Source organism: Novosphingobium sp. YAF33, assembly GCF_052113265.1.
Classification (GTDB): Bacteria; Pseudomonadota; Alphaproteobacteria; order Sphingomonadales; family Sphingomonadaceae; genus Novosphingobium.
In genome coordinates, this window is record NZ_JBFRCW010000004.1 from 303,338 (window position 1) to 327,656 (window position 24,319).

The 24,319-nt window shown below is 65.1% G+C and carries 21 protein-coding genes; 6 read left to right on the forward strand and 15 right to left on the reverse strand.

Features of this window, described 5'->3' with window-relative positions:
* Positions 1–23: 23 nt before the first annotated feature.
* Positions 24–2,339: a TonB-dependent receptor gene (locus AB4Z00_RS10665; protein ID WP_442045897.1), complete on the reverse strand. Its 2,316-nt coding sequence runs from the start codon at positions 2,337–2,339 to the stop codon at positions 24–26.
* Positions 2,340–2,598: 259 nt separating this feature from the next.
* On the opposite strand from AB4Z00_RS10665, the gene AB4Z00_RS10670 reads away from it, so the two are divergent.
* Positions 2,599–4,833 carry a TonB-dependent hemoglobin/transferrin/lactoferrin family receptor gene (locus AB4Z00_RS10670; protein ID WP_442045898.1) on the forward strand — a complete coding sequence of 745 codons (2,235 nt, stop codon included), beginning with the start codon at positions 2,599–2,601 and terminating at the stop codon, positions 4,831–4,833.
* A 66-nt stretch (positions 4,834–4,899) separates the two neighbouring features.
* Positions 4,900–5,535 carry a biliverdin-producing heme oxygenase gene (locus AB4Z00_RS10675; protein ID WP_442045899.1) on the forward strand — a complete coding sequence of 212 codons (636 nt, stop codon included), beginning with the start codon at positions 4,900–4,902 and terminating at the stop codon, positions 5,533–5,535.
* Positions 5,536–5,550: 15 nt separating this feature from the next.
* Here the strand turns inward: AB4Z00_RS10675 and ubiM are convergent, their stop codons facing one another.
* The 6 genes from ubiM to AB4Z00_RS10705 form a co-directional block, all read right to left on the reverse strand.
* The gene (gene ubiM / locus AB4Z00_RS10680) at positions 5,551–6,726 is read right to left on the reverse strand and encodes a 5-demethoxyubiquinol-8 5-hydroxylase UbiM (protein WP_442045900.1); all 1,176 of its coding nucleotides are present in this window, start codon (positions 6,724–6,726) and stop codon (positions 5,551–5,553) included.
* Between the two features lie 81 nt (positions 6,727–6,807).
* Complete coding sequence (locus tag AB4Z00_RS10685; RefSeq protein WP_132265736.1) at positions 6,808–8,337, reverse strand: MDR family MFS transporter; 1,530 nt, start codon at positions 8,335–8,337, stop codon at positions 6,808–6,810.
* 165 nt (positions 8,338–8,502) lie between these two features.
* The gene (locus AB4Z00_RS10690; RefSeq protein WP_442045980.1) at positions 8,503–9,180 is read right to left on the reverse strand and encodes a hypothetical protein; all 678 of its coding nucleotides are present in this window, start codon (positions 9,178–9,180) and stop codon (positions 8,503–8,505) included.
* A gap of 185 nt (positions 9,181–9,365) precedes the next feature.
* Positions 9,366–10,985, reverse strand: a complete 1,620-nt coding sequence (locus AB4Z00_RS10695) for a phospholipase D family protein (protein WP_442045901.1) — start codon at positions 10,983–10,985, stop codon at positions 9,366–9,368.
* 34 nt (positions 10,986–11,019) lie between these two features.
* Positions 11,020–11,823, reverse strand: coding sequence for a DeoR/GlpR family DNA-binding transcription regulator (locus AB4Z00_RS10700; protein WP_442045902.1), 804 nt, complete (start codon positions 11,821–11,823; stop codon positions 11,020–11,022).
* Between the two features lie 57 nt (positions 11,824–11,880).
* Positions 11,881–13,425, reverse strand: coding sequence for a glycerol-3-phosphate dehydrogenase (locus AB4Z00_RS10705; protein WP_442045903.1), 1,545 nt, complete (start codon positions 13,423–13,425; stop codon positions 11,881–11,883).
* Between the two features lie 140 nt (positions 13,426–13,565).
* On the opposite strand from AB4Z00_RS10705, the gene AB4Z00_RS10710 reads away from it, so the two are divergent.
* From AB4Z00_RS10710 to AB4Z00_RS10720, 3 genes are all read left to right on the forward strand, one after another.
* Positions 13,566–14,393 (forward strand): MIP/aquaporin family protein, encoded by an 828-nt coding sequence (locus AB4Z00_RS10710; RefSeq protein WP_132265728.1) that lies wholly within the window; start codon positions 13,566–13,568, stop codon positions 14,391–14,393.
* A 35-nt stretch (positions 14,394–14,428) separates the two neighbouring features.
* Positions 14,429–15,919, forward strand: a complete 1,491-nt coding sequence (gene glpK / locus AB4Z00_RS10715) for a glycerol kinase GlpK (RefSeq protein WP_314466439.1) — start codon at positions 14,429–14,431, stop codon at positions 15,917–15,919.
* Between the two features lie 96 nt (positions 15,920–16,015).
* Positions 16,016–17,347: an Hsp70 family protein gene (locus AB4Z00_RS10720; protein WP_442045904.1), complete on the forward strand. Its 1,332-nt coding sequence runs from the start codon at positions 16,016–16,018 to the stop codon at positions 17,345–17,347.
* A gap of 28 nt (positions 17,348–17,375) precedes the next feature.
* Here the strand turns inward: AB4Z00_RS10720 and tenA are convergent, their stop codons facing one another.
* From tenA to AB4Z00_RS10750, 6 genes are all read right to left on the reverse strand, one after another.
* The gene (gene tenA / locus AB4Z00_RS10725; RefSeq protein WP_442045905.1) at positions 17,376–18,038 is read right to left on the reverse strand and encodes a thiaminase II; all 663 of its coding nucleotides are present in this window, start codon (positions 18,036–18,038) and stop codon (positions 17,376–17,378) included.
* Between the two features lie 44 nt (positions 18,039–18,082).
* Entirely contained in the window at positions 18,083–18,895 is an 813-nt protein-coding gene (locus AB4Z00_RS10730) for a S1/P1 nuclease (protein WP_442045906.1), read from the reverse strand.
* Positions 18,896–18,962: 67 nt separating this feature from the next.
* Entirely contained in the window at positions 18,963–19,745 is a 783-nt protein-coding gene (locus AB4Z00_RS10735) for a hypothetical protein (RefSeq protein WP_442045907.1), read from the reverse strand.
* Between the two features lie 60 nt (positions 19,746–19,805).
* Positions 19,806–20,195, reverse strand: a complete 390-nt coding sequence (gloA2, locus tag AB4Z00_RS10740; RefSeq protein WP_442045908.1) for an SMU1112c/YaeR family gloxylase I-like metalloprotein — start codon at positions 20,193–20,195, stop codon at positions 19,806–19,808.
* A 122-nt stretch (positions 20,196–20,317) separates the two neighbouring features.
* Entirely contained in the window at positions 20,318–20,836 is a 519-nt protein-coding gene (locus AB4Z00_RS10745; protein ID WP_442045909.1) for a hypothetical protein, read from the reverse strand.
* A 69-nt stretch (positions 20,837–20,905) separates the two neighbouring features.
* A complete protein-coding gene (locus AB4Z00_RS10750; RefSeq protein WP_442045910.1) occupies positions 20,906–21,553 on the reverse strand; it encodes a hypothetical protein in 648 nt (215 codons plus the stop codon).
* A gap of 251 nt (positions 21,554–21,804) precedes the next feature.
* Here AB4Z00_RS10750 and AB4Z00_RS10755 point away from each other — a divergent pair, with 251 nt between their 5' ends.
* Complete coding sequence (locus AB4Z00_RS10755) at positions 21,805–22,563, forward strand: enoyl-CoA hydratase-related protein (RefSeq protein ID WP_442045911.1); 759 nt, start codon at positions 21,805–21,807, stop codon at positions 22,561–22,563.
* A 6-nt stretch (positions 22,564–22,569) separates the two neighbouring features.
* On the opposite strand, the gene AB4Z00_RS10760 is transcribed toward AB4Z00_RS10755, so the two are convergent.
* Together AB4Z00_RS10760 and AB4Z00_RS10765 are read right to left on the reverse strand one after the other, a co-directional pair.
* On the reverse strand, positions 22,570–23,874 hold the full coding sequence (locus tag AB4Z00_RS10760; RefSeq protein ID WP_442045912.1) for a replication-associated recombination protein A: 1,305 nt from the start codon (positions 23,872–23,874) through the stop codon (positions 22,570–22,572).
* A gap of 27 nt (positions 23,875–23,901) precedes the next feature.
* Positions 23,902–24,201, reverse strand: coding sequence for a hypothetical protein (locus AB4Z00_RS10765; protein ID WP_132265711.1), 300 nt, complete (start codon positions 24,199–24,201; stop codon positions 23,902–23,904).
* Positions 24,202–24,319: the final 118 nt, after the last annotated feature.

A 24,319-nucleotide genomic window follows, 5' to 3' on the forward strand; every position in this document is an offset into this window, starting at 1 on the left:
GGCAGAGGCGCTTCCGAGCCGGATCAGTATCTCACCCCCAAGGTGAGGCCGTAAGTGATCGGATCGGCCCAGATGCTGCCTACGCCGAGCGAGGCGTAGTTCACGGCGGCCCGGTAACGATGGTTGGTGACGTTCTCGCTGAACAGCGCGACCGAGATCTTGCCCGAAGGATCGACCCATTCCGCGCGGACGCCGAGGAGCGCGTACTGGCTCTGCTTGAACTGCTCCGCGATGCCGAAATAGAAGGCGGACGTGTAGTAGAGGTTGCTGGACAGGTTCAGCCGGCCGCCCGCCAGGTCGATGCCATAGGACACCGCCAGGTTGCCGGTCAGCGCAGGGGTACGCTGCATCTTGAAGCCGCTGGCATCCTTGGTGGTCTCGACCAGGGCACCGGGACCAAGGCCGCCAAGGCTTGGCGGCGTGCAGGCCACCGGCGAGGTACCGAAGACGGCCGCGGGGTCGCAGAATTGATAAAACGGTGCGTTGGGGAAGGTCTTGTAGCGGGCGTGAGTCCAGGCAAGCCCGCCGCTGACGGTAAGGTCGTTGGTGACGCGGGCGCTGGCCTGGCCTTCGATGCCGTAGATCTCCGAGCTGGCAGCATTGGTGATGCGGGCGGTTCCGGCCTGGAAGCTCGACACCTGCAGGTTCTTGTAGTCGTAGTAAAACCCGGAAAGTTCGGCGGTGAACCGGCCGTCGCCGTACTTGTAGCCCAGTTCGTAGGCATTGATCTTCTCGGGCTTGACCGGGCGGTAGGAATAGCCGCCGACGTTCAGCAGCCCTGCCTTGTAGCCTTGCGTGAAGGAGGCGTAGACGCTGGATTCCTCGTTAGGTTTGTAGCGCAGGACGAAACGCGGGGTGACGCGGTTGTTCGTCAGCTTGGGCACGTTGAAACGGGTGTAGAGAGGGGTTGTCGCGAACGATCCGAAGGGCACGGCGTTGCCGTTCTCATCCTCGTAGACCGAGGCGGTAAGCGCGCGCAGGAAGTAGGCCTGGTCGACCCAGTCGTGGCTGTAGCGCGCACCGGCCGTCACGAAGAACTGCGGGGTGACCTCGTAGGTGGCGTCGCCGAAGACGGCGATGGACTGAGATAGCGTCCCGGATTCGCCGTTACGCGCAAAAGGTGCGGTGCCCAGCTTGGCATCGGTGGGCCAGGTGTCCCGGTTACGGAAGTAGTAGACGCCGGTGGTCCACTGGAGCGGCGATCCGGCCTTCGAACTCAGCAGTACCTCCTGCGTGAAAGTCTTGCTGTTGGAACCGATGCGGATCGTGAAGATCGGCAGGGCCGTCGCGTCGAGGTCCTGCACGCTGGTGACGCGTTCGTCGCGGAACTGGGTGTAGGAAGTGAGGTTGGCAAACCCGAGATCGGCCTTGATCGTGCCCTGGATCACGTCGGTGTTGGTACGGGCGCCGATGCCGTCCGCGGGATTGAGCGCCACTTCGTTGGGTTTCGTGGCGTAGAGACCCGCAGGCGTGAACTGGTAGATCCACGGGGTGCCCTGTTTGTCCACGAAGGCATTGTGCATCAGCGACGAGGGATCGTCCGTCTGCGCATGGGTGTAGCGCAGCAGCACGCTGATATCCGGTGTCAGATCGGCTTTCAGGCCGGTGCGGATCGACCAGCGGTTGTATTTGCCGACCTGATCGTTGCCGTCGATGATGTTGCGCTGGAAGTTGTCGCTGCGTCGATAGAGGCCCTCCACATCGAATGCGACGCCCTCGGTAATGCCCGAGGTTGCATAGGATTGGACTTCGACCGTATCGAACCGGCCGTAGGACACGCGGAATTCGCCCGCTGCGTCCTGGCTGGGCTCGGCCGTGGTGACCAGGATCGCGCCGCCGGTGGTATTGCGGCCGAACAGGGTACCCTGCGGCCCTTTCAGAACCTGGATGTTCTGGACCTTGAGTAGCTGGAAGTCCGTTGCGGCGGCGCTGGGCAGGAAGAAGCCATCGACGTAAGTCGCCACGTTGGGGCCACCGCCGGACGTGGTGATCGCCGTTCCGACGCCGCGGATCGTGGGCTGGGTGTAGACGCCCGCCTTGTCGAAGCGCAGGGCCGGGACGACCTTGGACATGTCGGAAAGCTGCCGCACACCGGTTTCCTTCAGCGTTTCCTCGCTGAGCGTCGTCACCGTGATCGGCACGTCCACGGACCGTTCGGCACGGCGTTGGGCCGTGACGATGATTTCGCCGTTCTGGCTAATGGGGGTGGAATCAGCCGAGGCCGGTGCGGCAGCGGGGGCGACTTCGCTTCCTGTTTGCGCGCTGGCCGATCCCGCGACCAGGGCCGACGCAAGCGCCCCCAGCGACGCCATTCGTTTCAGCTTCGAAATTCGCGGCATATGTGTCCTCCCGTTCCCCATCCGGCTTTCCTGCCGGTTGCCGCCATTTTCCACGATCCTGCGAGCAGGTGAAATCTCCCTTGGGCATCATATCGCGGTGGCGGTTCGGAAACGTTCCGGCGACGCATGGCGGGATTGCGAACGGGGCTAGCGGGAAAGTTCCGATCTCCACCGTAAATTGAAAAGGCGGATTGAAATTTCGCTGCGACATTGTGCAAGTAACGCTTCTGCGAATCATTAGCAGTAGGATCTTGCATCAATGACTTCTCCCAAGCGGTGTGCGCTGTTGCGCGCGCTGAAACAGACTTCCGCCCTTGCCGCCGCGGCGATCCTCTGCGCCGGTGCACAGGCCCAGGCGGCCGACGGTGCCGCCACTTCCAGCGAAGACCCGGTCAAGCTCGGTTCCGTCCGCGTCGAGGATACGGCGATCGGCAATCAGCAGCAGGGCGTCGACCGCAATGCCGCCGGCAAGCCGGCCGTCCTCACCACCACCACCACGGCCGAGACGCTTCGTGAGCGCATGGTCGACAATATCGCCGATTACGCCCGGCGCGTGGATGCGGGGGTGAACTTCAACACCAACAACCAGAGCATCAACATCCGCGGCCTCGACGCCAATCGCGTGCTGACGACGGTGGACGGGATCCGTCTGCCTTGGATGAGCGACGGGGCGCGGGGCGTGCAGGGCGGCGTCGCGGCCTTCGATTTCAACTCGCTGAGCGCGATCGATGTCGTGAAAAGCGGGGATTCCAGCTACTTCGGCCAAGGCGCGCTCGGCGGGGTCTTTGCGGTGCGCACGCTCGATCCCGAGGACCTGCTGACGGATGGCAAGAAGCAGGGCGCGCTCGGCAAGGCGACGTATGACAGCGCCAGCGACAGCGTCTATCTCAACCAGGCTGCCGCCTTCCGTACCGGAGACACGCTGGTCCTGATCCAGGGCGGCTACCAGAACGGCCACGAGACCGAGAACCAGGGCAAGATTGATGGTACCGGCACGACGCGGACCGCCCGGAACCCTGCGGCCTATGACCAGGAAAACCTGCTGGTGAAGGTCCACCAGTACCTGGGCGGCGGCCACCGCATCGGCCTGACGGGTGAGACGTTCAAGCGCAGCTACGACGAGGACACGCTCACCAGCATCGGGTCGACCTATTCGTCCTATGGCACTCTGGAGCAGAACAAGCGCAAGCGCATTGCCGGTACCTACGATTATCAGGCCGAAGGCGAGGGCTTCGTTCAGGAAGCTCACCTCGTAGGCTATTGGCAGCGCCTGAACCTGCGCACGTATACGCAGGCCATGCGCAAGACCGCGCCGATAGGGCAGTACGACCGCGACAGCGACCTTCAGGACGAATCCTGGGGTGCGAACGGCTCCATCGTCGGGCGCGCGGCCACCGGCGCGGTGCAACATGCGATCAGCCTCGGCGGCGAGGTCTATGCGACCAGGACGACGCAGTATGCGTCCGGCGTCGATAACTGCACGGCGGCGATCTACTCGTGCTCGTTTCTTCATGTGAACCAGTCCGACATGCCCGATGTCGACGGCATCGATCTCGGCCTGTTCCTGCAGGACCGGATGACGTTCGGCGCCTTCCACCTGACGCCGGGCCTGCGTTTCGACTGGTATCGCCGCACACCCCAGGACACGCCGAGCTATACGGTGAATGCGGCCTATGAGGGCCTTCCCGAACGCTCCAGCGACTCCCGCTTTTCGCCCAAGATCATGGCCGAATACGATGTCGTGCCGGGGCTGACGGCCTATGCGCAATATGCCCAGGCCTTCCGCGCGCCTTCCGCCACGGAACTCTACCTGACCTATGGCGGCACCGGCAGCTACGTCAGCATCGGCAACCCGGACCTGAAGCCGGAAACGAGCAAGGGCTACGAACTGGGCCTGAAATTCGGCGATGCCAAGCGCGGCGCCAAAGTCAGCTTCTACGACAACTACTATCGCAACTTCATCGACACCATCACCACGACGGCCTCGGCCGCCGGGCTTAGCGGCAGCTATCCCTTCGGTGTGTTCAAGTACGTCAACCGCGCCCATGTCCGCATCTACGGCATCGAGGCCAGTGCCCAGTGGGCGCTGACGGAAAACTGGCGCGTCTGGGGTTCCATCGCCTATGCCCACGGCAAGGACACGGATGAAGACACTTACCTGAACTCGATCCCGCCGCTGCGCGGCATCGCCGGGTTCGGCTATAGCCAGGAGCGCTTCGGGGCCGACCTTTCCGCCACCGTGGCCGCCAAGCGAAACAAGGTCGAAGACCCGACATCGACCATCAACAAGACGCCGGGCTACGGCATCGTCGACTTTACGGCATGGGTTAAGCCGGGGCTGTTCGAGGGCCTGCGCCTCCAGGGCGGCGTATACAACATCCTCGACAAGACCTATTACAACGCGCTCGACATTTCGGACAGCGCCACGGTCTCGCAGAGCTATTACAGCCAGCCGGGACGGACCTACAAGGCCTCGATGATACTGGCGTTCTGACATGACATGCCGGGGCGCTGAGGCCGCGCCCCGGCATGTCATGTGGCAATCGAAGAAGGACTTCCCATGAATACGACACTTCAGACCCCGGCTGAAATCGGCCCCGAAATCGGAGCCGGTAGCGGATCCGAAGTCGGAAGGGCGAAGCGTCTCAAGGCGGCTACCACGCAGGCGCACGATCAGCTCGACAAGCGGATCATGGCGGGCGAGCCCTTCGCGGCATTGGCCAATTACGGTCGCTTCCTGGCCGTGCAACACGCCTTCCACCGCGACATCGACGCGCTCTACGACGATCCGGCAATCGCGGCCCTGGTGCCCGATCTCGCCGAGCGTCGGCGCTTTGCCCAGATCGGGCAGGATCTGGCGGACCTGTCGCTTGCGCCGGCAGAGCAGACCGAGGCACCGCGCTTCGCGCGCGGAGAGATCCACGTGCCGACGGCGCTGGGCTGGCTCTATGTGGCCGAGGGATCCAACCTCGGCGCGGCCTTCCTGTTCAAGATGGCCCGCGCGCTGGGGCTCGACGAGAACCACGGCGCGCGCCACCTGGCCGGTCATCCCGATGGCCGAGCCCAGCACTGGCGCTCGTTCACCGGGGCGCTGGACGAGGTGGCGCTGGACGAGGCGGAAGAAATGCGGGTGATCGAGGGTGCCAATGCCGCGTTCCGCCGCGTTCATGGGCTGGTGGAACAGCAATACGGGTGATGGAGGAAGGGGGGCTCAGCGCTGCATCAGCAGTCTGCTGACGCTCCTGGAGACGAGCGGCAGCCGGGCCGCGGCCCTCAACCCGGCATGGCGCGCCGCGCGTGCCGCGGGATGCTCGGCCGTGTAGAGCCCGACGATCAGATTGGTCGCGGTATAGATCGGCCGGGTGGCCAGCCGGTGCGCGGCCTCGTAGCGGCGGAGCAGCATGCCGCCCCCGATGTCGCCGCCTTGCAAGGCCGCCTGAGCGACCAGCTTGCCCAGAGAGCAGGCGCTTGCCAGACCCAGATTGAAGCCGTGGGCGGTCACCGGGTGCATGCCGACGGCGGCATCGCCGATCAGCGCCGCGCGCCGGGCCGCGAAGTGATGGGCATACGTGGTGGCCAGGGGATAGACATGAGGGCTGCCGATGGCCTGCATCCGTCCCAGTCGGCTTTCGTAGCGGCGCGTCAGCTCGGCGCCCAGCGCCTCGGCATCGAGCGCGGCCAATTGCGCGATCTCGGCCGACGCCAGCGTCAGCACGGCGGAAGACCGGCGGCCGTTCAGCGGCAGCATTGCCATCGTCTGCCCATGGTCGAACCATTCCGTCGCGATACCCTGATGATCGCCTTCATGCGCCACCCGGCAGACCAGCATGGAGCGGCCCAGACGGTTCACTTCCGCGCCGATGCCCAGCTGCTCGCGCACGAAGGAGAACCGGGAATCCGCGCCCACCAGCAAGCGCGCTTCGAGCCGGTTGCCATCTTCCAGTCTGACGGATACGCCTTGCGCGCCGCTGCCGATCGCGCCGCCCATGGACGCAACACTCCGCCCTGCCAGCACCTCGACCTCTGGCAAGTCCGCCACGACCCTGAACAGCGCCCGGCGGATGAGGTGGTTGGGGACGAGCTGCCCCAGCCTTTCCGCACCGCCGCTGCCGAAGGAGAGCGCGAAAGGAGACCCGCCGTTCAGTACGCGGGCTTCGCGCAGGGGCGCGATCGCCTCCGCGTCGATGAGCGGCCAGCCGCCCAGTTCCTGCAAGGCGCGGATCGAACGATGGGTCAGGGCGATCTCGCGCCCGTCCATGGGGGGATCTGCCAGTACCGAGGCGGGCTGTCGCTCGATCACGGCGATGCGCAGTCCCGATCCCGCCAGCGCGGCGGCGAAAGCGAGGCCTGCGGGACCGGCACCTACCACCACAACGTCATGCGTCATTATCGCGCTTTCTCTTTTCCATTCCTCGCCGCGAATGCCTGCACTTTTGGGAGGCAAGGCACCATGATCGAGGTCAATTCGTCAGGCGTGCTCTTCCCGGCGCTCGGGCTGTCCGGTTTCGGCGTGACCGCTGATCTCGGACCCGGCGTCGGGCGCGAAGCGCAGGTTCCAGAACGAGGCCGTCAGCGAGATCGCCGTCACCACCCAGAAGGCGATGGAGAAATCGGCCAATGACGGCGCGGCGTGATCGTTGGCCATCATCGCGAGGTGCAGCGCAAGTGCGGCCACGCAGATGCCCAGCGAGAGCATGAGCTGCTGGAAGGTGGAGTAGAACGCCGTGGCGCGGCTCATCTGCGTCTTGTCGATGCCGTCATAGGCGATCGTATTGTAGGCGGTGAACTGGAACGACATGAAGAAACCGGACAGGCCCAGCACGCAGAACATTGCCCAGACCGGCCAGCTCGGATTGAACAGACCGCAGATCGCATAGCCGGCCGTGGCGATCACCCCGTTCCACACCAGCGCGCGCCGGAAACCGAAGCGGCGCAGCACGCGCGGGGCGAAGCTTTTCATGGCCAGCGAGCCGATCGCCGTGGCCACCGTGATGGTGCCACTGCGCGCTGCCGAGAAACCGAAACCGACCTGCATCATCAGGGGCAGGAGGAAGGGCTGCGCGCCCTGGGTGATGCGCGTGATCGAACCGGCGATCACCGACAGGCGAAACGTCTCGTCACGCAGCAGCGAAAGGTCCAGGATCGCGCTTTCCCGCTTGCGCGCGTGGAGGACATAGAACGTCCCCGTCACGAGGCCCACAACGATCAGCGCGGCCGCTAGGGCGCCTTCGTTCGGACGACTGGCCATCTCGAAACCGAACAGCAGGCAGCCCAAAGAGAGCCCGCTCAGCACGAAGCCCAGCGTGTCGAACGGCGCGGGCTGGTCCTCGCGGATGTTGGCAATGAAGCGGCCGACCAGCCAGAAGCCGAGCACGCCCATCGGCAGGTTGATGTAGAAGATCCAGCGCCAGTCGAGGTAAGTGACGATGAAGCCTCCCAGCGGAGGGCCGATTATCGGGCCGATCAGGGCCGGCACCAGCAGCCAGGACATCGCATTGACCATGTCCTGCTTCGCCACCGATCGCAGCAGGACGAGCCGGCCGACGGGGATCATCATGGCCCCGCCAACCCCCTGGAGAAACCGCGAGACGACCATCATCTCCAGCGTCCAGGACTGGCCGCAGGCAAGGCTGCCGAGAACGAAAAGCAGGATGGCGGCGCGAAACACCGTTCGCGATCCGAAGCGGTCCGCGATCACGCCCGAAGCCGGGATGAAGACCGCCAATGCCAGCAGGTAGGAGGTGAGCGCCACGCTCATTTCCTGCGGCCGCACCCCGAAGTCCCGCGCCATGGTCGGCAAGGCGGTTGCCAGAACGGTTGCGTCCACGAATTCCATGAACAGGGCAGAAGCGATGATGAGCGCCACCAGCCGATAGTTCGCACCCGAAACCGCGGGGCCTTCGTCGCGTGTCTTGGCGAGCGAACCGGCAGCGGGGACGATACCGTCGCGCACTTCCGCGTTGACCGAGGCCATGCCGCGACGGCGCGGCCTCAACATGGGGCCTGCGAGCTGGGGAGGGGAAGGGACATGGGCAACTTTCGAATTCGCGGACTTGTAAGATCCCCTCCGTCGAATTGGCCGTCCATCTGTCACGCGGGCGTGCCGACAGCAGGCATATAGGCATTCGGCCGCGAAATGAAACCCGCGGCCTGCCTTTCCAGCCTAGTCCGCCAGCTTGCCGAACGGCAGCAGCTTGCGGGCGAGCCGGGCGGCGGCCTTGCCGTCGTTGGCGCGAAGGGAGGGGAGAATGGCTGCCGCGGCGCGCTTCATCTGGGCGTCGAGCGGTGTCGGCGCGGAAGCGCTGGCCGCAGCCTCGGCCCAGCGGCGGGCCTGCGCGACATCGGCGGGGTCCTTGCGGATGTGCATCATGGCGGCCAGGCCGAGGTAGAACGCCCTGTCTCCCCCCAGCGAAACGGCGCGGGAAAGCGCAGCCTCTCCGGCATCGGCCCTGGCGCCGACCATGGTGCGGGCCATGAGCCCGCCGAGCTGGTCGATGGCGTCGAGATGCCAACCGGCGATGACCATCTGTGCTTCGGGATTGCGGGGGTTCTGCGCGGCGAGGCGCTGGAAGATCTCCAGCGAGGTGCGTGCGTCGGTTCGGCTGCGCGTGAGCTTGGCGCGGTAGCCGATGGCGACGCCGCGCTGGAGCGTGGCTTCCCGGTCACCCGGGCGCGCGGCGAGTATCCGGTCCGAGGCGTTGATCGCCTGTCCTATGAGCGCAAGCGCCTTCTTCTTGTCAGGGGCCTGGAATGCCGCGGCGGTCAGGATCTCGCGCGGTGTATCCGCCAGCGCGGCCGGAGCGGCGGCGGTAGCGGCGATCATGGCGCCCACGGCAAACATCGTCGGTTGGTACACGCAGTCTCCTGAAAGAACCGGGCCTGAAAGAACCGGATCCGCAGGATGACCGAACATGCCGGACAAGACCAGAGCCTATCGCCGATCCTCAGGCAGCACGCCGGTCAGCGCAGTTGGTTTGTCGTACTTTCCGGGTCATCAGGCGATGCCACCCGGTTGGAAAATGCCTTTCAGAGCAGCCAGCCGATCGGAAGATGGCTCGCCACGCCGACCAGCAGGTGATCGAGCGAGCCCATGCCCGGCTCGTTCCGCTGGACGGTGCGTTCGCTCCCGGTGCCGCAGCTCCACGTCAGGGCGCCGTCCGGCCCGAGCGTCACGGCATAGGCGGCATCGGGCACGATCGTTTCGAAGGCGTCCGCAACCTGTCCCGCGATGAGCGGGCTGTGGATGATGAAGCCCAGTTCGGTGTTGAGCTTCAGCGACCGCGGATCGAAGTTGAACGATCCGATGAAGACACGCTCGCGGTCGGCCGTGAAAGTCTTGGCGTGGATCGTCGAGGCACCCGAGCGCAAGGCCGCGAAGGATCCGCTGCCCGATGCCCGCAACCGGCTGCCGATGCCGAGCCGATTTCCCTCGCGGCGCTGTTTCTTCGACGGCGCATCGCGGACCTGGGCCGCCGTTTCGAACAGGCGCACGCCAGCTTCCAGCAACACCTTGCGCCAAGGTGCGTAGCCCGCGTGCACGAGCGCCACGTCGGTCGCCGAATAGCCATTGGTGAGCACGGTCACCTGGACGCCGTCACGGGCGAGGGCGCAGAGCTGCTCGGCGCCCTGTTCGCCGGGGACGAAGTATCCCGAGACGATGGCCAGCTCGCGGTGCGGATCGCCGATCGCGCCGTCCAGCTTGCCTGCAAGCAGGCGCTCGTGATCCAGGTCCGCAAGGGTCTTGGCGGGATCGTCGCTGATCAGCTCGACCTCGGTCCATTCGAAATCAAGCTCGCCGGCAACGAATTCACGAACCAGCGGCAGGCTGCGCAGACGTTCGACATAGCGGCGCGCCGAAGGGTCGCGCTCGACGATGGAGGCGCGCGACCGCAGCTTGGCAAGCTGGCGTGCGCCGACGCGTGGCAGGATCTGCCGGGCGGGATAGGCGGACGGGCAGTCCCAATAGCGCTGGAAATCGGTTTCCACGTCGCGGGCGACCGGCCCGATGGCCAGTACGTCCATGTCCGCGAACAGCGCACCGTCGCCTGCGCCGAAATACTCGTCGCCGATATTGCGCCCGCCGACGATGGTGACGGCCCCGTCGACCGTGAAGCTCTTGTTGTGCATCCGGCGGTTCAGCCGGCCGAAGTCCACCGCGAAACCGATCGCCTTGGGGTAGCGGATGCGGAAGGGATTGAAGAGGCGCACTTCGATGTTGGGATGGTCGTTCAGCGCGGAGAGTACGCGGTCGAGCCCGGCGATGCCGTTGTCGTCCAGCAGCAGGCGCACCCTGACCCCCCGCTGGGCCGCCTCGAAAGCCGCTTCCAGCAGGAGGGTGCCGGTGCGGTCGCCGTGCCAGATGTAATATTGCAGGTCGAGCGTGCGCTCTGCGGCGCGGGCGAGGAGCAGACGCGCGGCAAAGGCATCGACCCCGTCGGTCAAGAGATGGACGCCGGACTGTCCCGGATTGCGCGCGGCGCGCCCGCTGGCCGCGCGGGCCAGCGGCGGCTCGCCATGATGGCGGGCAGGGGGCTCGGAAGAGACGTCGCGCCGTGGCAGCCGGTTGGCGCGCATCAGGGCGAACCCTGCCGCCGCCAAGCCCAACGCGGCCGGCAATACCGTCTTCCACCGTTTCGCGCGGGACATCTTCACTCCTGGATCCTGAAACCCTGAGAGCCTTTCAGGCGCCGGGCAGCTGCGTTTCGATCAGGTTCACGCCGTTACGCTCGCAGGCGCTGCGCAAGTCGGGATCGGAAACACGGTCGCAGACGAAAAAGTCGATGGCTTCCATCCCGCAGACCCGCACCGGGGCGGAACGCCCGACTTTCGAGGAATCGGCCACGAGGATCACCTTGCGGGCGTTGCGGATGATCGTCTGCGAAACTTCGACCTCGTCGATGGCGAAGTCCAGCAGGCTGCCATCGGCATCCAGTGCGGAAATGCCGATCAGGGCATAATCGACGCGGAAATTCTCGATGAAGCGCATGGCGAGCGCGCCTACCACGGCCCGGTCGCCGGTCCTGACCTTGCCGCCCACGCTGACAAGTTCGAGCGCGGGATGGCTGGAGAGAGTGTCGATCACGTTGAGATTGTTGGAGATCACCATCAGATTGCGATGGTGTGTGAAGTTGGCCGCCACGGCTTCGGTGGTCGTGCCGATGTTGACGAAGAGCGAGGCCCCGTCCGGGATCAGCGCCGCGGCGGCAGCGCCGATCCGCGCCTTGGCGTCGGAGGCGACATCCCGGCGCTTGTCATAGGCCAGATTGTCCACGCCCGAGGTGATGAGCGCGCCGCCGTGAACGCGCGAGAGCAGAGATTGCCCGGCCAGGACGTTCAGGTCCTTGCGGATGGTCTGCGGGGTCACGCTCAGTCGCTCCGCAAGATCGTCCACGCTCACGCTGCCCGCACCGCGCGCGATCTCCAGGATATGTGCGCGGCGCTGGGCCACGATGTCGCCGTTGCTCTCCGCCGTGCTCTCGATCATTTCTTGCGGTCTCGCCCCTGGATGGATCGAACCCTTAGCGCGGCCGGGCCGCATCGATCAATCGCGCGCGAGCCAGGTATCGATCGCTTCGGCGGCGCCGGGGGGCACATGAAGGCCCAGCTTGCTGCGGCGGAACAGGATATCCTCCGCGTCGCGCGCCCATTCCGCGGTCGTCAGATAGTCGATCTCCCGGGCATGGAGGCCGCCGCCGAAGTCCTGGCCCAGATCGGCAGGGGTGCGGGCATCGGCCAGGATCGCACGGGCGCGCGTGCCGTAAGCGCGGGCGAGGCGGCGGAGAAGCGCAGACGGCATCTGGGGATAAGTGCTCTCCAGTTCGCCAAGGAAGCCCTCGAAATCGCCTTTCGCAATGTCTCCGCCCGGCAGCACCGCGCCTGCGGTCCAGGGTTTGGCAGCCTCTGGGAACAGTTCGGCGATGTGCTCCATCGTATGTTCGGCCAGCTTGCGGAATGTCGTGATCTTGCCGCCGAAGATCGACAGCATGGGGGCCTGTCCCGCATCGCCCTTCTCGAAATCGAGCACGTAGTCGCGCGTCACGGCAGAGGCGTTGGCGGCATGGTCGTCATAGAGCGGCCGGATTCCGGCATAACTCCAGACGATGTCCCGCGGGGTCACGCCCCGGTCGAAGTAGCGGTTGACGGTTTCGCACAAGTAATCGACCTCGCCCGGGCTGATCGAGGGCTTGCCGGGGGCTTCGGTCCAGGGCTCGTCGGTCGTGCCGATCAGCGTGAAATCCTGCTCGTAAGGGATTGCGAAGACGATCCGCCGGTCCGGGTTCTGCAGCATGAAGGCATGGTCGCCCTCGTAAAGGCGCGGCACGACGATGTGGCTGCCCTTGACCAGGCGCACGCCCCGGTCGTCCTTCGCCCGGCCGAGGTTGCGCAGGACCGCATCCACCCAGGGACCGGCCGCGTTGACGAGCATGCGCGCGCGGACCTGGCGCGGGCCGTGGGCATTCTCGACCGTGGCCAGCCACTCGCCGTCCTGCGTGACGGCGCCGGTCAGGCGCGTGCGGGTCTCGATCCGGGCTCCGCGCGCGGCGGCGTCCATCGCGTTGAGCACGACCAGGCGGCTGTCTTCCACCCAGCAGTCCGAATAGACGAAAGCCTTTCCTTTACCTTTCGAATTTTGCGTTTTCAGCCCATTGCCCTGCCGGCCGCGATCGAGGTCGATCGTCTCTGTGCCGGGCAGGTTCTTGCGGCCGCCGAGGTGGTCGTAGAGGAACAGGCCCAGGCGGACCATCCAGGCCGGGCGCGGCGAAAGCGATTGCGGCAGCACGAAACGAAGCGGCCAGATGATGTGCGGCGCCATGCCCAGCAGGCGCTCGCGCTCGATCAGTGCTTCGCGCACGAGCCGGAACTCATAGTACTCCAGATAGCGCAGTCCGCCGTGGATGAGCTTCGTGGAGGATGAGGAGGTGTGGCTGGCGAGATCGTCCTGTTCCACCAGCAGCACCGAGAGGCCGCGCCCCGCCGCATCGCGGGCGATCCCCGCGCCGTTCACGCCGCCGCCCACGATCAGAAGGTCATAGACATCGTCCGGGGCGGGGGGCTGCATGGCGACTTCTCCCTGGGGCTTGGGCATTTCGGTTCTCTGGCAACTTCACGGGATGACTTTCGTTTTCTGAAAATAGAGTTCGAAATACGAAAATGCAAACGAAACTGTTGACGTTCGTTCGAAAGCGTGTGCAGATGCCCGAACCAAGCAGAGTTGCGAGAGGATCCATGGTGGCAGATGACCTGCGCGCGCTGCGCGGCGAACTGATTTCCGAAATGCTGGCAGTGATCATCATCATCACGATCGGCGATTCCGCCGCTGCCATGATCACGCTCTACGATCCCAGCCCTTATGCCCAGGCCTATTGGGGCGTCTGCATCGCCTGGGGCCTTGCCGTCACCATGGCGATCTATGTGACGGGGTCCGTCTCCGGCACTCACGCCAACCCGGCCGTCACGCTGGCGCTCATGCTGTTTCGCGGATTTCCGAAAAGGAAAGTGCTGCCCTACTGGGCCGCGCAAGTGCTGGGCGGGATGATCGGCGCGGCATTGGTGCTGCAACTCTATCATCCCGTGATCGACGCCTATAATGCCGCCCACGGCATGACCCGTGCCACCGGCGGCGCGGCGGGCGTGTTCTTCACGCATCCCGGTGAACACATTACGCCGATCCACGCGTTCTGGGATCAGGTCATCCTCACCGGCATGCTGCTCCTGGGCATTTTCGCCATCACCGATGAGTTCAACGACATGGCGCCGCGCGCCAATTCGGGCGCCTTGATGATCGGCCTGCTGGTTGCCATGATCGGCGCTTCGGGCGGTTACCTCGAAGCCTGGGCGATCAATCCGGCGCGCGATTTCGGCCCGCGCCTGTTTGCGTACTTCGCCGGTTGGGGCAGTTCGGCGCTGCCCAGCCCCGGCAATTACTGGTGGGTTCCGATCGCGGGGCCCCTTGTGGGCGGCGTGGCCGGAGCGGGCCTCTACCAGATCGCCATAAAGCCCTACCTGCCCTCGGGTCGCAAATCGAGGCAGGACGCCGCCGCATCTGACGCTTGACTGAAACGACAAGATACCCTCGGAGAGTCCCCGCTATGACCCAGCCCCGCCACGTTCTCGCCATCGACCAGGGCACCACTTCGACGCGCGCGATCGTCTTCGATGACGCCGCCCGCCCGGTCGCGACTTCCCAATGCGAGTTCGAGCAGCACTACCCCGACCTGGGCTGGGTCGAACACGATGCGGAGGACATCTGGCGCGACACCGTGAAAGTGGCGCGTGAGGCTATCGAACGTAGCGGCGTCGGTGCGGCGGCCATAGCCGGGATCGGCATCACCAACCAGCGCGAGACCGTGGTCGTCTGGGAGCGCGAAAGCGGCAAGCCGATCCATCGGGCGATCGTCTGGCAGGACCGGCGCACGGCCCGGCTTTGTGCCGAGCTCAAGGCCGACGGCGCCGAACCCGACGTGCGCGCCCGCACCGGCCTGCTGATCGATCCCTATTTCTCTGCGACCAAGCTCGCCTGGATCCTGGACAATGTCGACAATGGCCGTGCGCGCGCCGAACGCGGAGAGCTGGCCTTCGGTACGATCGACAGTTTTCTGCTCTGGCGCCTGACGGGCGGGAAAGTCCACGCCACCGACGTCACCAATGCCGGGCGGACATTGCTCTACAACATTCGCGAACAGCGCTGGGACGAGGAACTGTGCCGCCTGTTCAGAGTGCCTGTGCAGATGCTTCCGGAAGTGCATGATAATGCACATATCTTCGGGATGACCAGCAAGGACTTGTTCGGCGTGGAGATCCCGCTGGCCGGTGTCGCCGGGGACCAGCAAGCCGCGCTCTTCGGACAGGCCTGCTTCGAAGCCGGCATGGCCAAGTCGACCTACGGAACCGGATGTTTCATGCTGCTCAATACCGGATCGGAGGCGGTGGCATCGGAGAATCGCCTGCTCACCACCCCGGCCTACCGCCTTGACGGCAAGATGACTTATGCGCTGGAAGGCTCGATCTTCGTGGCTGGCGCTGCCGTGAAGTGGCTTCGCGACGGCATCGGCGTCATCACCCATGCCCGCGAAACCAACGATATGGCCACGCAGGTTCCGAGCAACCACGGCGTCTACATGGTGCCCGCCTTCGTCGGCCTCGGGGCGCCCCACTGGGACCCGGACGCGCGCGGCGCGATCTTCGGGCTGACGCTTGGCGCCACCCAGGCCCATCTCGCGCGCGCGGCGCTGGAGGCGGTGTCCTACCAGACCATGGACCTCGCCCGCGCCATGGTCTCGGACGGCGGCGAGGAACTTGCAAAGCTGCGCGTGGATGGCGGCATGGCGGCGAACGACTGGCTCTGCCAGTTCCTGGCCGACATGCTCGACGCCCCGGTGGAACGGCCGGTCCATCTGGAAACGACCGCGCTGGGCGCCGCCTTCCATGCTGGTCTGGCGACGGGCGTCTGGCCTGACCTCGACGCATTGGCGGCAACCTGGACTCAGGGAAGCCTGTTCACCCCGCAGATGAGCGGCCAGACCCGCAAGGTGCTGATCGACGGTTGGCACGATGCCGTGCGGCGAACCTTGAGCAAGTAAACCGCGGGCAGCTGAGAGAGGGAGTTGCGCGAGCGGGGCGCGCCTGCGATAGGCGCGGCGCTCCGTTTTTTCGCGTTTGCAGCAAGGACCTCCCAGATGCCGGCCAGCACGGTCACTTCCCGTTCCGATGGTCCTCGCTCGGTCGGTATCGACTTCGGGACCACCAATTCGGTCATTGCGCTGGCAGACGATGCCGGAGGGGCCGAACTCGTGGAGTTCGCTGCGCCGGGTGGTCCCGGCTCGGTTTTCCGTTCGGCGCTTTGCTTCTGGCAGGAAGAGGGCGTGCCCGGCGGGCTGGCGCATGAGGCCGGCCCCTGGGCGATCTCGGAATTCCTCGAATTCCCGCAAGGCTCGCGCTTCCTGCAATCCTTCAAGTCGGTAGCGGCCAACCCGGCTTTCGAGCAGGCCACGCTTTTCGAGAAGCGCCTGCGGTTCGAAGAGCTGGGCCAGGTATTCCTCAAGCACCTCGTCGCCCATGCCGGGGATGCGCTGCGCGCCTTGCCCGAGCGCGTGGTGGTCGGCCGGCCGGTGCGCTACGTCGGCTCCCGGCCGGATGAGGCCCTGGCGCGGACACGCTACGATGCGATGTTCAAGCTGCTCGGGCGTCAGGTTCACTACGTCTACGAGCCGATCGGCGCGGCATTCAGCTTCGCTTCGCGCCTGACGGAACCCGCGACCCTGCTGGTGGCCGACTTCGGCGGCGGCACCAGCGACTTCTCGATCGTGCGCGTGAACGCACCGGGCACGGCGCGGCGCTGCGAGCCGCTGGGCTCTGCCGGTATCGGTATCGCCGGCGACCGCTTCGACTACCGCATCATGGACCATCTGGTGCTGCCGCTGCTCGGCAAGGGCGGCACCTATCGTTCCTTCGACAAAGTGCTGGAAATCCCGCCCGGCCACTTCGCCGACTTCGGCGACTGGTCGCGCCTGGCGATGATGCGTAACCGCCGCACGCTGGAGCAGTTGGCCAAGCTGAAGCACGGAGCGACCGATCCGGCCGCCATCGATCGCATGATCGCCGTGGTGGAGCACGAACTCGGCTTCGGGCTTTACGAGGCTGTCGACCGCTTGAAACGAGCGCTATCAGGCGCGGACCACGGCGCTTTCCACTTCGAGAGCGAGGCACTGACCATCTCGGCCGATGTCAGCCGCCAGGAATTCGAAAGCTGGATCGCGCCGGATCTCCAGCGCATCGGCGAGACGGTGGACGGTGCTCTGGCTCAGGCCGGGCTGCTCGCCGATGAGATCGACCACGTTTTCCTGACCGGTGGCTCCTCGCTCATTCCCGCGGTGCGCGCTCTGTTCGAGCAGCGTTTCGGGAATGGCCGCATCGCCACCGGCAACGAATTGACCTCGATCGCGCATGGCCTTGCGCTCATCGGGCAGTCGCCGGATCTCGACGAATGGGTTGCCGCGGAATCCGCCTGACGCGTTTGAAGCCCGGCGCCGGGAAGGCCTAGATCGGCCACTGCTCCAGGCGGTGGGCGGAATCCCAGAACATCCATTCAAAGCGCGTGGCGTTGCGGAAGGCCGTTGCCATGGCTTCTCGGATCGCGGGCGAGGCATGTGCTGCGGCTTCATCCACCAGCCTGCACACGCGGTCGGTCGCCTCTCCGAACGAGGGCGCGGCATATGTGTCGATCCAGGCGGCATAGGGATTGGGAGAGGCCGCGCGCGGCTTGATCGCGCAGCCGACTTCCCAATAGACCCAGAAGCAGGGCAGGATTCCGGCGATCAGTTCTTCGTAGCTGCGGGTCGCAGCCAGGCTTGCGAGGTAGCCGGTATAGCCCAGGCACGCGGGCGAAGCCTCGCTACCTGCCGCCGTTTCCGCCGTCACGCCGAACTGGGCGAAGAAGGCCTGGTGCAGCGCTTCCTCGACCTGAACGGCCACTTTGGCGCCATCCGAGAATTCCAGTCGACCTGCCGCCGTGGGCGCGCGGGCCGCGGCGATTGCCAGCACGCGGGCATATTCGGCAAGGTAGAGGCTATCCTGTACGATGTAGTGGCGGAAGCTCTCGGGCGCGAGCGTGCCCTCGGCCAGCTCGTCCAGAAACGGATGCGCCAGGATCGCACGGCGCAGGGGCGCCACATCGGCCCAGATCGTTTCGCAAAAGCTCATGGTGTTCCCAGCTTTCGATGTCCGCACATCATTGGCCCCGCCCGTCACTTTGCGGCGGGCGCTTCCTGATCGAAGAGCCAGTTCAGGTAGGCCGCGATACGGACACCCGCGCGTTCGAGGCGGTCATCGATTTCGGCGCGGTGCTGATATGCATAGTCCCAGGAAATGGAGGGCTGCTTCGGATAGATCGTCTTGCGCAGGGCGATGCTCTCCGAGGTCCAGACTTGCGGGTCGCGGACGTTCCAGGCCACGACCTGCTCGGGCGTGATCTTGCGCGACAGCCAGTGCGCATATTCGGAGTAGGACAGCGAGCGCTGTTCGATCATCCCGGAATCCCACACCGAGTGCAGGTTGGTTTCCTTGCCGAACCACGTCACCTTGAAGTCATTGCCGCCGCGGTCCGTGCCGCCGCCGACATGGAGAGGCTGGTGCAGATCGCCGATGATGTGGACGATGAAGCGCAGGGCCAGGCGCTTGTCCTCGATCGATGCCTTCGGATCGCGCAAGGTGGCGGTGAAGCGGGGCAGGGCGGTGAGCGCATCGCCTTCCGGCGGTGCGTCGGAAGCCTTGTAGGCATCGCCTTCGCGCACGGTGACATAGTGCCAGGGACTGGCCTTCTTCTGCCAGAAATCGGAAGGGTCGGACTTCATGTCGTCCGGCCAGGTCGCTGCTTCGGCCAGGTCTTCGTTGCCGAGCAGGAGGCGTACTTGAGCCCGGGCGACGCCGCTCAGGTTCTCGTCCGCGATGGCGCCGGTGATGCGGTGCCCTATCGCGCCCCAGGCCATGGCCGGCGCAGCGGGGGTGAGGGCGGCGCCGAGGGCAGCGAAGAGCGAGGCGGCAAGAGTCGGATAACGCATGGTGCACTCCATACAGCAACCGGAGGCTCTTGCCAGTTGCCGCAAGCAAATCAATCGCCTGCGGCTGCTATCTGCACCAGAGTGCCATTTTCACGAGACGAGGCTGCGGGCACCCCGAGGCGGGCAGCGGCAGAGGTTGGCCCGCGCGCCACAGGCCGAGCCGATTGTGGATGTTCGGCATTTCGGCATCTATGACCGCGAGAGGATTTCCGTCCCCATAGGTCGTCGCACTGCGGAACCGCAGGACCTGCCGATAGGGGCCTTGCGGAGAGGGGCGATCGACGGTGATCCAGTAGCCATAGGGTGCATCGCCAGTAGGCTCGGCAGCGATCACGGCGCCCCGCAGCGGTCCCGCCTCGACATAGCGCAGCTCCTGATTGTTGTTCCGGCCGGTTCTCCGCGCAAATACCAGGGCGAAATCGTCTTTCACCCGGTCATAGGCGTAAAGTTGCAGGCCGATGCGCTGGTCGTTGTTGCCGGCGTGGAAACTTGCGAACTGGACCAGCAGCAGCGGATGTTCGCTGCCTGGTCGGACCACGTCCGCGCGTTGGAGATAGTGCGGGACGGAGAACGCGTCGTCTCCAGCAGGAAGCCGCAAGGCCGAAGAAGTCGCGGGATGGCAAGAACGCCCCCGATCCCGGGAGATACAGGCTGTGATGGGTCCGGGGGCCATTTCGCCGGAAGGGTCTTCCTCCTCGCCGCCCTGCCTTACGGTCAATTGCCAGGGCGAGCGCGCTTCGAAAGGAGCAGCCAGGTCGACGGTCCGGATGACCTTTTCGGGGGTGGCATAAGCGGGTGCCGGCAACAGGCCCGCCATACAGAGCCATGCCGTCAAACCAAGCCGGTTCATGTAAGTTCTCGTCCTCACTATCAACAACAAGTCACTGTTTTAAAACACGATCATCCTTCGCTATCCAACCGGATCGACCTCGTAAAGTTCGAGCGGAAGCCCGTCGGGGTCGGTAAAGAATGTAAAGCGCTTGTCCGTGTAAGGATCGATACGGATCGGTTCGCAGGCCACGCCCCTGACTTCTAGCCTGGCCACTTCGGCATCGAGGTCGGCTACGGCGAAGGAAAGATGGCGCAGCCCGCAGGCTTCCGGCCGCGACGGACGTGGCGGCGGCTTGGGGAAGGAGAACAGTTCGATCTGGGCGTTGCCCGCGTCGAGGTCGCACTTCCAGGAGGAGCGCTCGTCGCGAAAGACCTCGCGGATGATCGGCAGGCCCAGCGTCTCGTGATAGAACGCTCTGGAGCGTTGGTAGTCCGATCCGATGATGGCGATATGGTGGATGGCGCGCATGGCGGCCCCTTAGCATTGCGCCGAACCGCTGTCCTCCTTGCGACTATCGGTGAGGGTCCGGCTTGCGACAAGCTGCCCGGCAGCTTCGGCGGATCCGTGCCCTTACTGGCTGGGGGCCAAGGTCAGGGTTTCCCTTGGTCGTAGGCTTCCAGCGCCGCGCGGTCTTCATTGGATACGAATTCGCAGGCCAGCAGCGTCTTGCCCGGCATCGCCGGACCCTCCCGCGCCACGATGGAGATCAGGCCCAGGTCTTTCATGCCTTGCTGTTCTTCAGGCAGAACCCGCGCAAAGCCAGCCGTGGAGGCGCCGAAAAGGTGGCTCTTCTCGGCCGACAGAGCGTACCGCTTGCCCAGTTCCGCCGCCACGGCGCCCTCCAGCAGCACGCCGACCGACATCCCGGCAAAGACGACATCCTGTGTCTTGAAGCCGTCCCGCTCTATCGGCGCAGGCAGATGATAGATCGCGGCGCCGAGCGAAGAAGTGTCGGGCTTGGCAAGCTTCTCCGCCGCCTCGTAGAGATCCATGGCGTTGCCGGTGGAATAGGGCGGTTCACAAAGGGCAGCGGCAAGGAAGTCCGGCGTCTGCGCCGCAGCGTGAGAAGGTGCGGCCAGCGCGGCAACGAGCAGGGCAAAACGATTCATGACCGGGAATTGCACTATGTTATAAGCAATTTCAACGGTTTGATGTCGCTTCGAAGAAAAGGTCTGAGTTCAGTTCTTCGGTGTCATCGGTTTCTGGGATCGCACTTCTCCCAGCAGCAGGCCGAGGTACTTCTCGGCTTCGGCCGACTGGCTCTTGGGGAAAGCGGCTGTCATCCGCCCGCTCCAATAGCCGTAGTTCACCGTGGTCAAGCTGAACAGCCAGGGCTGGTTGTCCCGATAACCGCTGAACGTGCCGCGATAGGCGTCCAGCTTGCGGTTGGTCGGGATCTTGGTGGGACCTTCCGAGACGATGGCGGGGGCAGCGAAGTGCGCCATCGCGGCCTGGCGCATGATCATGTAATGATCGCGCGCAGACATATCGTCGATATGGAGGATCGCCATGCGCACGGCAATCTTGTCGCTTCCGCTACCGATCTGCCGGTCATAGCCGATGGCGACATATTCTCCGCTTGGGTCGTAGGCCTTCTCGCTAAGCCTTTTGAAACCTTGGAATTCTGCCGGGAAACGCAGCCCGCTGGCGGTGTGGACAAGCGTGGTCCCATCCGCCGCGAGGGTGAAGCCTTCGGGAACGTCCACGGAGGGGACAGCCGCCATGGGCGAAACGGCCGGGGAAGGCTGGGCGAGGGCCGGCGCAGCAATGCCGGCGGCCAGCAGCACGGCCAGCGCGCCAATAGAGGAACAGATGGTTGAAGGCATCGGCGTCAAATCCCCTGGTCACGGCGGCGCTGCGATAAATGACGCCCCCGTCGCGCTCAAGTCTAGGACTATTCGCAAGTTGCAATCAACATTTGAATTGCGGGTGAATCTCTTGAATGTCGATAAACGTGCTTAACAAAATCCATGCGCGACTTCGAAGGCAGGCCGAGTTCGCGCAGGCTTGAGGCTTGGCGGTAATCGGCTAGAGCTTGGCTACCTGCATGGAATTCGGGCAGGCGTTGGAGAGAGACATGAGTGAAGGCATCCTGGTGATCGATAGCGGCGGCGTTCTCGAGATCCTGATCGATCGGCCCGAAAAGAAGAATGCCCTCACCGCGCCGATGTACCGCGCGATGACGGCCGCTCTGGCTTCCGCGTCGGCGCGGACGGACGTCGGCGTGGTGCTGGTCGGCGGGCTGGGAGATGCCTTCTGCGCCGGGAACGACCTTGCCGATTTCATGTCAGGACCGGATGGCGCCGAGGCCGCGCTCGATTTCATCCGGGCGATCGCGGTGTTCGAAAAGCCGCTGGTTGCGGCCGTGCAGGGGCTGGCCGTGGGTGTCGGCACGACGATGCTGTTTCACTGCGACCTCGTCTATGCCTCTCCCGATGCCGCCTTCGTCATGCCCTTCGTGAACCTGGGTATCGTGCCGGAAGCGGCATCGAGCCTGCTCGCGCCAGCCACTCTGGGCCATGCCAAGGCGGCGGCCATGCTGCTGCTGGGCGAACCGCTGGATGCGCAAGGAGCGGAGCGTGCGGGCCTGGTCACGGCGGTGGTGCCGGCAGACGCCTTGCTTGGGCATGCACGCGCCAAGGCGGCGGCACTCATGGCCAAGCCGCCGGAGGCCCTGCTGGCGACGCGCCGATTGATGAAAGGCGATCCGGTGCTCGTTTCGGCCCGGATCGAGGAGGAGGCGCGGATCTTCCGAGAGGCGCTGCAATCGCCCGAGGCGCGCGAGGCCTTTACCGCCTTTTTCGAAAAGCGTCCGCCCGTGTTCCGGCGCGGATGAGCCCGGTTACCCGGGCTCGCGTCGGGGCTGCTCGGCGCCGGTGACGCGGCGCCAGTGCTCGTCTGCGCGGCGCTCGAACGTGCCGCTTTCGCGTGCCTCGCTGCGGTAGAGAGAGCCTTTGGGCATGGGCGAATAAACCTGATCCACCCAACCGCGCGGATCGTCGTGAGGCCAGATATACCCGACGTGGCCGAGCTGGCTGGCGCCCTTGTAATGGGCGTCGCGCAAGTGCAGCGGCACTTGCGCGGGCGGCTGCCCGGCCACGAATTGCAATGCGGCCGAGATGCCGCGTGATGCGGAAGCCGATTTCGGCGCGCGGGCGACATGCAGGGCTGCATGGGCCAGGACGATCTGGGCCTCGGGATAGCCGATCTTCTCGACGGCGTGGAGTGCTGCCACGGCTGTCTGCAAGGCGGTGTTGTCGGCCAGGCCAACGTCTTCGGAGGCGTGGATCATGATCCGCCGCGCTATGTAGCGGGGATCCTCGCCGCCGTGGACCAGGCGCGCCAACCAGTACAGCGTGGCATCCGCATCCGAGCCACGCATGGACTTCACAAAAGCCGAAACGACATCGTAGTGGGCATCGCCCGACCGGTCGTGGTTTACCGGCGCGGCGGCGTAGGCCTCTTCCAGCATGGCATCGGTAACTTCGAACGCCTTATCGCCATGCCCGAGTGCCAGACTTTCGAGGGTCGTCAGCGCACGGCGGGCATCACCGCCAGACCGTCCCGCGACCATACGTACCTGCTCGGGCGTCATGGCGATGGCAGCGCCCTCGGCGTGGAGGTGCTCGATCCCCCGGCGCACCACCTTTTCCATGTCCTCTATAGAAAGCGGTTCCAGCTTGAGGATGGTCGAGCGGGAGACCAGCGCCGGAGTGAGGACATGATAGGGATTGCCGGTGGTCGCGCCAATGAAGTCGGCGATGCCGTCTTCGCAGATCGCCAGCAGGTCGTCAGTCTGGGTGGCGGAAAAGCGCTGCACTTCGTCCACGAAGATCAGCAGGGGATGGACGCGCGCTTCATCCGCCAGCTTGCGGATTTCCGCGACTCCGGCGCGCGTGGCATTGAGCGGGCGGAAGGTCTTGCCCAGCATCGCGCCCACGGCCCGCGCAATCGAGGTCTTGCCGATGCCGGGCGGCCCGTAAAGGATCACGCTGCCCAGCGCTCCCGCCTTCACGCGCCGCCGCAGGATCGAGCCTTCGCCCACCACGTGGCCCTGGCCGATCACATCGTCCAGCGAGGCGGGGCGGAGCAGGGCGGCAAGCGGCATCCTGCCGGCCGGCCCGGAACCTGCGAAGAGATCAGACATCGGTCATTTGAAAGCGCAGGCGGACGATCAGACCGTCAGCAGCAGCGTGTCGTCGCTTCGCGGCGCCGCAGGCTCGAAATCGGGGAGCGGTTCGAACACCTCTTCGAGGAGTTCGGTCACTTCCAGGCCGGCGAGCTTGAACTGGCCGAGGCGGCGTTCTTCGGGCGAGCGCCATGCCTTGCTCAGGTTCAGTGCGCTGACGAAGAGGTCTCCGTGGCGCTCGAACATCAAATGCGGGGCGAGCTTGATGATGCCGCCGTTATAGCGGGCATTGACGGTGCGGCGAAACGAGATCGCTTCCATGAGAGAGAGACGGGTATCGATCATGCGCGTGTAGAAGCCAGTTCGGTATTCGGTAGATTTTGCATTGCAGCATTGTGAAGGCGACAACGGTTCGGCGCAAGAGCCTAGCGCATGACGAGCCACAGTTGATGCGGTGCGGCTG